Raw genomic sequence first — 12,430 nt, 5'->3', positions numbered from 1 at the left:
ACTAAACTTTTTTTACTACAGTGTTTTGTCGCTCACCCCCGCCAAAGCGGGGAAACCAATTTAGCAGCACGACTGTCTAACTAAATTTTTTACTACGGCATTTGCCGTTCACCCCCGCCAAAGCGGGGAACCCAACTTAGTAGCACAACAGGCTAACTAATTTTTTATAAACTAATTGTATATTTTTATTTATCTCCATTTACTGAGGAGACTGCAGAGGAATAGCATTGCTACCCTCCTATGTTTCGAACTTTAAATGCTCCTGTTTTATAATGCAAGCGTTTAGTTGTTTTTAATTTAAAAAATAACATGAACGGCAATATTTGTAGGTTTTTAATGGCTATTTCGAAGTAGATAGGTGTTTTTAATGGCAAGGTTTAAATTTAGCCCAATCGTTTTGTTGACATTAAAAGCAAAATTACACTGTGTTTTTGTTTTTTTAAGTGTTTTTATATAAAGGGAGCATTTCGCTCCCAGATATCAGCAATACGATTAATATGGCTTTACTTTATTAAAATATAGAGTAAGTAAAGCCAGCAAATTTACGCTAGCTACATTTCTAATTCCCAGCTTATCAGGGTGGAGCGAACCATATTTATTACGAAATATAGTGAACGCTGTGATTTAACATGTATGTAGTCTGGGTCTGCGGTAATTTCGCGCTCACAGTCACTAGATTCATAGATTGGACAGTTTGATTCGTACCACATTTCATAAGAAGTTTCACCAATTTCGTCTTCATAGATTGTATCTATTAGGTCATACTCAAAAATACGTAGGCTGAACTTATTAAGCATATCGCAGAAGAGGTCTGCATTGCTTTCGGTTGCAGCCAATGGTGACGGCCACAGCTTAGTACCATTTCCATTACCCTGAATGAAAACTTCGTTTGCAGGATATATAAATGTATCTGCCTGTCCACTATTCTTGTCTACCATCTCTTCAAATGCTATTAGCTGTGAGTTATATATTGTATGGGTGAAATTTACTTCCCCCTTCTCTTCATCATCATATTCATCTTCATCTAATAACTCATCTTGTTCATCTGACTGTTCACAACTTTCTTCGGACATTGCTTCAGACGATGTTTGTTCTGCACTTAATACTGCTTCTGGCAACGTTAACATTTCCTCGTTCAGGGGCTCATTTTGTCCATAATCGTTGGACGACAAAGCCTTTAATGCTTGCTCCCAAGTTAAATTCATTTCACTTTGAGCAATTTCATCTAGTGCTTGGTTTAAAGGGATTGCCTTTGCTTTTTTTAGTTTTTTTGCATCTTTTTTGGCGCGAGAAATAGACAGGCCAGAAGGAAAGTATTGTTCTAACTGATTCATAGTGTAAACCTTAAATATGCTTACGTCCGCCCACTAACATTACGCATGTTAAATGTTTAACTATTTTTATTTGAGAGTATGATTATCCGACAGGACTGCGCTTAAAGTGGGCGAAACGAGCTCATCAGTAAAGCTCTGAAAAGATTATTAAATAAATTAAATAGGATCGCAACCTCTTTTATTAAAACGCATAAAAAGGCTGTATTAGCATAAAACAAGCCAGCTAAGCTTTTAAGCAATTTACCAATCCATTTGTATTAATCTTTATATAAAAAAGAAAGTTAAGTAGCTATTTTTTATGGGTAAATTATATTATTTAATGTAATATACTTTACAAAGTAACAATATGAGCAAACGGACTGTGAATATACTTCTTTCTTGGCTGGGCACCAAAGACATTGATAACATGCTCGATGGTGAAAAAAATGCTTCAATATCAACTCTCGCTACTAACTCTCAAACTCCTTTTGATAAAATTGTAATACTCTCTAATCATCAGCATAAGTATTGGGAAAAGTTTGAAGACTTTGTAAAAAAGCGAATGGCTACAATTGGAAAACCGTATCATGATATTCAGGTACATAAAGCCAATATAGCCAGCCCAATTGATTATGAGTCTATTCATCAGGTAACAGCTCTTTGGATCAATAAATTAAGTGAAGAGGCAGATTCGTTATCAATAAACCTGACCTCTGGCACGCCTGCAATGACCACTTTATCTGTGCTTATCGGTAAAGGTAAATCGAACGTTCACTTTCTTCAAGCAACCCCACAAAATGAGTTGCTACACGTTGATATCCCCATTGATTTTGGCCAAGAGTATGTAAAGTCGGCATCTAAAAACATAGCGAATACGGCAATCTCAGAGCCTAAAATTGAGCAAGCTTTTTCAAAACTCACTGCAAAATCAGTGCAAATGCAAAATGTAGTCAATAAAGCTAAAAAAATTGCAGCCTCAGAAGTACCCGCACTTATTCTTGGTGAAACCGGAACCGGTAAAGAGCTAATGGCCACTGCCATTCATAAAGGAAGCTTACGAGCAAATAAGCCATTAAAAGTAATTAACTGCGGAGCATTTGCAGAAAACCTTGTTGACTCAACCTTGTTTGGTCATAAAAAAGGGGCCTTCACTGGAGCTGAAAAAGATCACCCAGGTCTTTTTGAACAGGCCGATGGCGGTACTTTATTTTTAGATGAGGTGGGTGAATTAACCCCCGAGATTCAAGTAAAACTTTTAAGGGCATTACAGCAAGGCGAGATCAACCGCTTAGGTGACACCCAAACCACTAATGTCGATGTCCGAGTTATTGCTGCCACACATAAAGATTTATCAAAGTTAGTAGAAGAAGGTAAGTTTCGCGAAGACTTATTTTACCGCTTAGCAGTGGGCATTATACAAATGCCAGCGCTACGAGAGCGCATTGAAGACATCACTGTTATTGTTAATCAACTTGTAAAGCAAATAAACAAAGCAGGTAGTAAACATCCTGACTACATAAGTAAAAATATTTCCGAAAAGGGAATAAAGTTTATTTTATCTCAGCCGTGGCAAGGGAATATTAGAGAGCTGTGGAGTACACTAAACCGTGCTTTTTTATGGTCTGACTCACAAACAATAACTGAAAATGACTTAGCAAGTGCCATGATTAACCGCGCTAAAAATGAAAGCTTTACAGATGTTACACTGTCATACGACGACAAAATAGATATTACACAATTAGTTGATAAATATAAAAAAGCTTATGTTTTAGCTGCTTTAAAAGCAAGTGGGAATGTTAAAAGCCACGCGGCCCAAATGCTTAATTTAAAAGATCACCAAACGCTTAGCAATTGGATGAAGCGCCTAAACATCAAACACGAAAAATAAAAAGGACAATATTGTTGGTATATAAGTTGCCAATACCTATTGAGTAAAAGGAGAAGTAGCCAGTGAAAAAATCAAACTTTGAATTCTTAAAAGGTGTGAACGATATTCTTTATCGCATAGCGTTTGCTGCGGAAAAGAATTTTCCTGACGATCCTAATACCACATTAGTAAAACTGCGCATGTTTGGAGAAGCGTCAGCCAAGCACATTGCTAAACTTCTTGATTTAGACCTTCCCCCTACGCAAGTTGACCTAATCAGAGAGCTTGCAAAAATATCGTGGGTTGATGACTCTATAATCAATATTTTCCATATGCTGCGTAAAGTAGGTAATCAAGCAGTTCACGACTATCACAACGATTTAGACGATGCCGAAATGGCACTGCGTTTAGCATTTCGTTTAAGTATTTGGTATTACCGACTAATTAAAAAAGACGTTGATTTTGCAGCGCCTATATTTGTACTACCAGACGGCCAACAAGAAAACGAATACCAACACCAAGTAACAGAGCTAAAGCAAGCGCTACAACAAGCATTAAATAGTAACGCGCAAACCGATACCGAACTTGCCCAAAACAAAAACCAACTTACTGCATTAAGTGGCTATATTGCTATTTTAGAAGGCAAGCAGCAAGAAACCGAGCAACAAACACAAGACCGAGTAAACGCGCTTGAAGCACAGCTGCAATCCAAAGAAGCAGAGCTTGCACAAAAAACACAAGCAGAACGCAAAGCATACAAACAAGAGATCACTCAACGTGCAGCCGCGCGCCGCTTAGATTTATCAGAAAAAGAAACGCGCTTTCTTATCGATCAGCAATTGCGTGATGCAGGCTGGGCTGCCGACACGCCCGTGTTAAATTATGCAAATGGTACGCGCCCCAAATAGACAAAAACTTAGCCATAGCAGAGTGGCCAACCGATACCGACGAAACAGGTAAAACAGGCTTTGCCGACTATGTATTGTTTGTAGGTTTACAACCGGTAGGGGTTGTTGAGGCTAAAAAAATAAATACCGATGTATGCGGCAAATTAGCAGAGGCGCAGCGGTACAGTATTTACTTTAATCTTGATCATTTAAACGCAGAAATCCAAGCGCGAGCTGCAAACGATGCAGAGCATCAAAAAGTAGCAGAGCAACTACAAACTCGAAATAGCTACCAAATTACGTGGAAAGAATCCAAAGAGCCAAACGCACGAAGCTATAAAATACCGTTTGTATTTTCAACAAATGGGCGAGAGTACCGCCGCCAGTTATTAAGTAAAAGCGGTATTTGGTATCGCGATGTTCGTAAAGTGAGTAACCAAGCTAAAGCATTACCTGCATGGCATACACCAGGCGAACTAAAAGCTAAGCTCGATGGCAACATAGATGCCGCGCAGCAATGGCTCGAAACTAACGAACCAACAGGCTTAGGCCTTCGTTATTTTCAAAAAGAGGCCATAACAGCCACCGAGCAAGCCATTAAAAAAGGTCAGCAAAATATATTACTTGCTATGGCAACCGGTACAGGTAAAACCCGTACCGCTATCGCACTAATGTATAGGCTAATACAATCACGCCGATTTAATCGTATTTTGTTTTTGGTCGATAGGCGCTCATTGGGTGAGCAAGCATTAAACTCCTTTGATGACACACGCATAAACGATGTGCCTTTTAATACCATATTTAATATAAAAGGCCTGACCGATAAGTTCCCGTCAGACGCAACTAAAATACATGTATCAACTATTCAATCGCTAGTTAAGCGTACGCTACAAAGCGATGAATTTATGCCAGTTGAGCGCTACGACTGCATCATAGTAGACGAAGCACACCGTGGTTATATTCTTGATAAAGAACAAACCGATGGCGAAATGGAATTTAGAAACCAGCTCGACTACGTATCAACGTACCGCAGAATACTTGACCATTTTGATGCAGTAAAAATAGGGCTTACTGCAACACCTGCATTACACACAACCGACATTTTTGGTTTACCTGTGTACCGTTACAGCTACCGCAAAGCGGTAATAGACGGCTACTTAATAGACCAAGCACCGCCAATAAAAATTATTACCAAATTAAACCAAAACGGTATTTATATCGATAAAGGCTCAGAGGTAACACGCTTAACATCTCAAGGGGAGCTAATTCAAGACACCCTTGAAGACGAGCGCGACTTTGAAGTAGCCAGCTTTAACCGCGATATTATTGCATCAAACTTTAATAAAATAGTTGCCGAATCACTCGCTACTAAGCTCGACCCAACAGGTAAACAAAAAACACTCATATTTTGTGTAAACAACACCCATGCCGATAACATGGTGATTGAACTGCGTGAGGCTTTTAAAAAGCATTACCCAAACCTTGAGCACGACGCCATTATTAAAATAACCGGCGAAAGCGACAAAGATCCTAAAAAAATACAAAGTATGATCACCCGCTACAACAAAGAGCGTTTACCTAATATTGTGGTAACGGTAGATCTACTCACTACAGGAATAGACGTACCGAGTATTTGTAACCTCGTCTTTTTACGTAAAGTAAAAAGCCGTATTTTGTACGAGCAAATGAAAGGGCGTGCCACACGTTTATGCCCAGAGGTTGGCAAAGTAAACTTTACTATTTACGATGCCGTTGATTTATACGACTCGCTCGAATCGGTAGATACAATGCGCCCAGTCGTTGTGCGTCCAAAAGTTGAGTTAAACACCTTAGTAAACGAAATAACCGACTCACAAACTTATAAAACATTAGAAGCAGATGGCCGCTCGTTTGCACACCACAGCCACGAGCAACTCGTGGCTAAAGTACAGCGTATTGTCGGTCATGGTGTATTTAATCAAGACAAGTCAGCTCAAATTGACCAATCAATAAAACGCTTAGATACTGTATTGGCTGGTGCTGCCGGTTGCGACTTTGCAAGCCTTGCACAAACTCTAAAAACTAAAGGGCCAGAGCAAAGCGCTGAAATTTTTACTCAACTTCCAAAGCTGGTCGAAAACCTAGAGCACCTTAAAAAGCAAATAAACGAGCTACGCCACGAGCCTATTTTTACCGACATAGAAGACGAGCTAATAGAGTTTAAAGAAGGCTATGGCGATTACGACAACGCCGAAGACTTTTTAGAAGCGTTCGACAAACTCGTAGAGCAAAGCGAGAACAGCCAAGCCGCGCTACAAACCGTTATAACCAAACCTAAAGACTTAACCCGTAAAGCATTAATAGAGCTGCAAGAGTGGTTTGATACGCAATCGTTTGACGAGTCAACTCTTAGGGTTGCATGGAAAAAAACCACCAACCAAGATATTGCCGCACGGTTAATAGGGCATATTCGCCGCGCAGCACTCGGCGACGCATTACTTTCGTTTGATGAGCGTGTAAATAACGCACTGGCTAAAATAAAGCATCAAAAACAGTGGAGTGACGAGCAACTAAAATGGTTAGAACGCCTAGCTAATAGCTTAAAAGAACAGGTAGCCATTGACGATGACACCTTTAAAACCGGTAATTACCGCCGCCGTGGTGGTAAGCGCAAGCTCGATGCTATTTTTAATAACGAGCTTAACCAAGTGCTAGAACAATTTAATAACTATATGTGGGAGCAACCTGCCTAATTAATACAGGTTTATCTTAACCCTTATATTACAATACCAAACACTGTAAAGCGTTGGCCTTAATGCCAACCTACAAATGAAGAGACACTATGAACAACAATGATTTAGTAGCCAAACTTTGGAAAATGTGTGACACCCTACGCGATGGCGGCGTGTCGTATCAAAACTACGTAAATGAGCTGGCCACATTGCTGTTTTTAAAAATGACCGAGCAAACAGGCACCGAAACCGACCTACTACCACAAGGTATGCGTTGGAACGACCTAAAAGGTAAAATAGGGCTCGACCAACTGCAATTTTACCGCAATATGCTAGTACAACTAGGTAACGACAACCACGCTATTGTGCGTGCCATATTTCAAAATGTTAATACCACTATTACCAATGCAGGGCAGCTTACAGAGCTAGTAACCACAATGGATAGCCTAGATTGGTACGAAAGCGGCGATGACGAAAACATAGTTAAAACTCGTGACGACTTTGGCGACATGTACGAAGGTTTATTACAAAAAAACGCTAACGAAACTAAATCGGGCGCCGGCCAGTACTTTACGCCAAGGCCACTAATAGAAACAATGGTGCGTTTATTACAACCACAGCCTCGCGAAATTATTCAAGATCCCGCAGCGGGCACCGCAGGCTTTTTAATCGAGGCCGACAAATACATAAAAAGCCAAACCAACGATTTAGACGATCTTGACGACGACACCCAAGAATTCCAAATGAAGCGTGCCTTTGTCGGGCTTGAGCTAGTACCCGAAACCCGCCGCCTTGCATTAATGAACTGTTTATTACACGACATTGAAGGCAATGACGAGCTTGGCGGTGCAATACGCCTTGGTAACAGCTTAGGAAACGATGGCGAAAACCTACCTAAAGCCAACGTAATACTTACAAACCCACCGTTTGGCTCTGCAAGCAGCACTAATATTACCCGTACGTTTGTATACCCAACATCAAACAAGCAGCTGTGTTTTATGCAGCATATATACAATAGCCTTGATCCAGGTGGTCGTGCTGCCGTGGTAATACCCGATAACGTATTATTTGAAGGCGGCAGAGGGGCTGAAATACGCACCGACTTAATGCACAAATGTAACCTACACACAATTTTACGCCTACCTACCGGCATATTTTACGCCGCAGGTGTTAAAACCAATGTATTGTTTTTTCAAAAAGGCACGGTTGATAACCCACATCAAGATAAAGACTGCACAACCAACACGTGGGTTTACGACTTACGTACCAACATGCAAACCTTTGGTAAACGCAGCCCATTTACTCATAAATACCTTGAAAACTTTGAGGCGGTTTACGGCGATGATGCTAACGGCCAAGCAGAGCGAGAAGAAGGCGTTTACAATATTTTAGGTTGTACCACACCTCTCAATGATGAAGATATAAAAAGCAGTGATAGCCCAGAGCTAATAGAAAACGCTCGCTGGCGCAATTTCTCACGTGAGTTTATTAAAGCTAAAAACGATAGCTTAGATATAACATGGCTTAAAGATAACTCAGTAACTGATGCTGCGAACTTGCCTGAGCCCGATGTATTAGCGACTCAAGCGATGACAGAGCTTACCGAAGCGCTGCGTGAAATGAACCAGCTAATGATAGATCTTGGCGCAAGTGACCAAGCTGAGGGGCAAGTTGCTTTGTTGGCTGAAGAGTTTGGGCTAGAGAAGAAAGTTATTGCAGGGGCCGAGAAATGATACAAGGTAATTTTTCAGAGCTTCCTAGTAATTGGCTAGATTGTAGCCTAGGTGATGTCATAGATTATGGGGATACACAAAAGGCAGATGTTTCATCAATCAACAATGATACTTGGGTGTTGGAGCTCGAAGATATTGAAAAGCAATCTTCTAAAGTTCTCAAAAGATTAACTTTTGAAGCAAGGCAATCTAAGAGTTCAAAAAATAAATTTGAAAAAGGCGATGTACTATACGGAAAATTACGCCCTTATTTGAATAAAGTTGTGATTGCGGATGATAGTGGCGTTTGCTCGTCCGAAATAATTCCTATTAGATGTGATGCTTCTTTGATTGATTCACGTTACATGTTTAATTGGCTTAAAAGCTCTAAATTTTTAGCTTATGTTGATGAGGTTAGTTATGGTGTGAATATGCCAAGGCTAGGCACAAAAGATGGTAAAAAGGCCCCCTTCATACTGGCACCACTCCCAGAACAAAAGCGCATCGTTAAAAAGCTTGATAGCTTATTGGCGCAGGTCGACACCATACAACAACGCCTCAACAACTTACCGGACATAATCAAACGCTTCCGCCAATCCGTCCTCGCCGCCGCCGTCTCTGGAAAACTCACCGAACAATGGCGTGTTGATAAAGGAATAGAAGAATGGGAGTCAACCACAATAGGCGATAACTTTTTGACTGTAGATGGTGATAGAGGTAGAAATTACCCCAAAAAAGAAGAATATCAACATGAAGGGTATTGTTTATTTCTATCAACTAAAAATGTTCGTAAATTTGGTTTTGATTTTACAAATACAGTATTCTTAAATGAAGAAAAGCATAACGTTTTACGTAATGGGACGCTTGAAAGAGGGGATCTTGTAATAACAACAAGAGGAACATTAGGGCATATAGCATCTTACGATGAATGTGTACCTTTCCCTGTTGTACGTATTAATTCTGGCATGTTGATATTACGTAAAATCAACACTGATTTCATTAATGATTTTTTCAAGATTCTTATTGCATCTCCTAAATTCCAGAGGGATATAGACGATAATAGAACAGGATCAGCTCAGCCACAATTACCAGCCAAAATTCTAAAAAAGTTTAATTTTTTATTGCCATCAATCGAAGAACAAACCGAAATCGTCCGTAAGGTCGAGCAATACTTCGCCTTAGCCGATACCTTAGAAAAGAATCTCGCGAATGCTAAACAACGTGTTGATAACTTAACGCAATCGATATTAGCCAAAGCGTTTCGTGGTGAACTCGTGCCACAAGATCCAAACGACGAACCCGCCGATAAGTTATTAGCGCGCATAAAAGCCGCCCGACTTGAAGCCGAAAAGCTAGAAAAAGCTGCTAAAAAAGCAGCAAAAGCCAGTAAGAAATAACACGCTATTGTGTAGGTCGGCATTTATGCCGACATGGTTGGCAATAAACAACCATTGTTGGGCAAAAGAACGACCTATAAATACCAAAAGCAGCTAATTTAAATAGGCATTACTAATATAATGTCTATTATAAATAAGCACATAAAAAATCAATATGATTAACCGTTAATTAAAACAGGGAATACAGATGGCAAATAAGTATAGAGAAGATAAAGATTTAGCATTTTTACAGTATGCAGATACAGAATTGCTTGAAGTACTCGTTAAGCATTTAATGTTTGATAAAGACGGGAAAAAACGAAATACCGAATCATTATCTGGAAATAAAGCATTTATAGATGCAAAAGGTGACTATCGAAAAGCGTGGCAAAGTGTAGCTGCAGAGCTTCAGCACTATGGTGGCGATACTTTGGTTAACCTTGTTCGCCGAACAGGTGTTACGTATCGTGAAATTTTAGTGGATGTATGCAAGCGTATTAAAGTAAAGACCAATTTTGACGCTGCGACTATTGAAATAGAAAAGGCAATGTTTGCCAAATTAATAGAGACTTCATGGGATGATATGACCGATGAACAAAAAAGTGAGTTAACAAAGGCACTAAAAGTTGACCCTAAATTAGCTGGCCCTGCAGCAATGACAGCAATAATTACGGCAATAAAGCTTGGTGGTTTTGCTAGTTATCAGGTTGCGTTAATTGTTGCTAACTCTATTGCCCGAATGATTATGGGTAAAGGTTTACAATTAGCTGCTAATGCTGGCATTGCTCGAGCTATAGGCATTTTTGCTGGGCCGATAGGTTGGGCTATTACAGGACTTACAACTGTACCGGCTATTACAGGTCCAGCATTTAGGGTTACTCTCCCAGCTGTTATTCAAATAGCTGCTATGCGCCAACAATTAGAAAATAAGGATTTTTTTTAAATGTATGAAAAAGTTTTAATCATTGATTGGTCCAAGGTAAAGCCTGAAGTAATTGAGGGCTTACATAGAGGAACTATACGCCTAAGAGATGGTGTTGCTGTAAGCAATAGAGGAGTAGAGCAGTGGCTTCCTTTAGTTGAAAAAACAATGGACTCTTCTGAAGGGCTCGGTTCTATTTTAAAGCAAATGCAATCTGCTCAAACAATTCAGCTTGCTGCTACGGGTTTATCTACTGGGCTTTTATTGGGAGCCATTGTTGCTCAAACAAAATATTTAGCCAATAAAATTGATAAGTTGCAGGATCAGATTGATTTAGTTTCGCAAGATGTACACTCACAAAATGTTATATATTTTATGGGGCAGCTATCCGAATACTTTGGATTAATTGAGTCGGCAAGAGTGTTGTTATTAGACAAGGCACTTGTAGTTGAGTCACATGAGATTGCAGTGCAATATATGGCTCAACTTGCAGTTAAAAGAAATGAGCTTTTATCGCTTATTGATAACTTAGTTGGATATGTAGACTCTGCAAGCGCACAACATGCAAAGTTGATGTTTGATTTTGTAAATATGATGATGGATTTGCTACCGAAGACTATTTGTTTAGAAAGCCAACTTTACGAACGCTTTGGTAAATATAAAATGGCTGATCATATTCTTGAGACTTCATCAAAAAATTACAATCTAATTTTATCTAATTATAAGACTTGGTGTAATACAAAAGCACGTGAAGTCATTAGCGGTCAAACTCCTCAGCATGCCCAGTTAATAAACAATCAGAAAGACTTGTTAAAACAACTTTTTGATTCTGAAATTAACCAAGCGATATTAATCGGAAATATGAAGAAAAACTTAGAGTATGCGCCGGTTAGTACCACAGCTAACTAGCACAAGTTGCTAGTTAGCTTTTTAGTAGATTATTTTTTATAAAATTAAAGTTCTATAGGTACTAAATATGTCGTTCATCGAAAATGAATTAAATATAAATAAAAAAGAAATTGAGCAAGAAATTAAAGCGGATTATGAAAAGCAAGGAATTGACTATACACAAGCGCTAGTTGATGAAGCCGTTATGGTTTCATGTTTACAAAGCTTATTAGGCAAGTTAGAGGATTATAAAGAGTTGCATATAGCTTATGACGGCGGGTTTAAGGATTATATTTTTGATGCGAATGAATTTGATATGCTAGCTGAGGAGTTAGAACACTATTACGATTCTTTAGTTGAATTTCCAGAAAATTTAGAACGTGATAATTTTGATGAGGAACATCCAGACCTAATCAGTACTGTTGCAACTCATTGTAGTGAATCACCATACGTTAATAGAAAAGACCTCTATGAGCAATTATGTAATGAAGTTGAACATGGAATAGACCCTGAAGATGAGGACGACGCACTATATGGCACCGGTAATACTAAAGAGTTTGATATAGCAAAATTAATTAAAATAGAAGAGTGTTATGTTGAATACTTATGTGAACTTGTTAGCCAATTAGATTCTAGAATTTAAAACTATTCTAAACCTAAAATAGACAGGGAGGTTTTATGATTGAACAAAAAAATATTTATTGGTTTTTAGGCGCATCGTATGGTGCAAATGATGACCAAACAGAGCGCTTTG

Annotated in this window: 9 protein-coding genes; 8 read left to right on the top strand and 1 reads right to left on the bottom strand. The window is 39.1% G+C overall.

The window, feature by feature from the left end:
• Positions 1–551: 551 nt before the first annotated feature.
• Positions 552–1,334: a hypothetical protein gene (locus H5072_RS03285; RefSeq protein ID WP_182692691.1), complete on the bottom strand. Its 783-nt coding sequence runs from the start codon at positions 1,332–1,334 to the stop codon at positions 552–554.
• 346 nt (positions 1,335–1,680) lie between these two features.
• Between H5072_RS03285 and H5072_RS03280 the strand changes: the two genes are divergently transcribed.
• The 8 genes from H5072_RS03280 (at position 1,681) to H5072_RS03250 (ending at position 12,319) form a co-directional block, all read left to right on the top strand.
• Positions 1,681–3,201, top strand: coding sequence for a sigma-54-dependent Fis family transcriptional regulator (locus tag H5072_RS03280; RefSeq protein WP_259395878.1), 1,521 nt, complete (start codon positions 1,681–1,683; stop codon positions 3,199–3,201).
• 62 nt (positions 3,202–3,263) lie between these two features.
• A complete protein-coding gene (locus H5072_RS21030; RefSeq protein WP_310735869.1) occupies positions 3,264–4,088 on the top strand; it encodes a DUF4145 domain-containing protein in 825 nt (274 codons plus the stop codon).
• Positions 4,034–6,799 carry a type I restriction-modification system endonuclease gene (gene hsdR / locus H5072_RS03275; RefSeq protein ID WP_259395879.1) on the top strand — a complete coding sequence of 922 codons (2,766 nt, stop codon included), beginning with the start codon at positions 4,034–4,036 and terminating at the stop codon, positions 6,797–6,799. The genes H5072_RS21030 and hsdR overlap by 55 nt, the downstream gene beginning before the upstream one ends.
• Positions 6,800–6,888: 89 nt before the next feature.
• Complete coding sequence (locus H5072_RS03270; RefSeq protein WP_182692689.1) at positions 6,889–8,511, top strand: N-6 DNA methylase; 1,623 nt, start codon at positions 6,889–6,891, stop codon at positions 8,509–8,511.
• Positions 8,508–9,887 (top strand): restriction endonuclease subunit S, encoded by a 1,380-nt coding sequence (locus tag H5072_RS03265; protein ID WP_182692687.1) that lies wholly within the window; start codon positions 8,508–8,510, stop codon positions 9,885–9,887. The genes H5072_RS03270 and H5072_RS03265 overlap by 4 nt, the downstream gene beginning before the upstream one ends.
• Positions 9,888–10,074: 187 nt before the next feature.
• The gene (locus H5072_RS03260) at positions 10,075–10,809 is read left to right on the top strand and encodes a DUF3944 domain-containing protein (protein WP_182692686.1); all 735 of its coding nucleotides are present in this window, start codon (positions 10,075–10,077) and stop codon (positions 10,807–10,809) included.
• Positions 10,810–11,697, top strand: coding sequence for a hypothetical protein (locus H5072_RS03255; RefSeq protein WP_182692684.1), 888 nt, complete (start codon positions 10,810–10,812; stop codon positions 11,695–11,697).
• A gap of 67 nt (positions 11,698–11,764) precedes the next feature.
• Complete coding sequence (locus H5072_RS03250) at positions 11,765–12,319, top strand: hypothetical protein (protein WP_182692682.1); 555 nt, start codon at positions 11,765–11,767, stop codon at positions 12,317–12,319.
• The last annotated feature ends 111 nt before the right edge of the window (positions 12,320–12,430 follow it).

The organism is Pseudoalteromonas sp. SR45-5, assembly GCF_014163565.1.
GTDB lineage: Bacteria > Pseudomonadota > Gammaproteobacteria > Enterobacterales > Alteromonadaceae > Pseudoalteromonas > Pseudoalteromonas distincta.
The sequence above is the reverse complement of the archived record's forward strand: the minus strand, read 5'-3'. Positions and strand labels throughout refer to the sequence as shown.

Coding starts and splice junctions, on each gene's coding strand:
- H5072_RS03270 (WP_182692689.1), top strand. CDS start 6,889: ATGAACAACAATGATTTAGTAGCCAAACTTTGGAAAATGTGTGACACC.
- H5072_RS03285 (WP_182692691.1), bottom strand. CDS start 1,334: ATGAATCAGTTAGAACAATACTTTCCTTCTGGCCTGTCTATTTCTCGC.
- H5072_RS03255 (WP_182692684.1), top strand. CDS start 10,810: ATGTATGAAAAAGTTTTAATCATTGATTGGTCCAAGGTAAAGCCTGAA.
- H5072_RS03280 (WP_259395878.1), top strand. CDS start 1,681: ATGAGCAAACGGACTGTGAATATACTTCTTTCTTGGCTGGGCACCAAA.
- H5072_RS03260 (WP_182692686.1), top strand. CDS start 10,075: ATGGCAAATAAGTATAGAGAAGATAAAGATTTAGCATTTTTACAGTAT.
- H5072_RS03250 (WP_182692682.1), top strand. CDS start 11,765: ATGTCGTTCATCGAAAATGAATTAAATATAAATAAAAAAGAAATTGAG.
- H5072_RS03265 (WP_182692687.1), top strand. CDS start 8,508: ATGATACAAGGTAATTTTTCAGAGCTTCCTAGTAATTGGCTAGATTGT.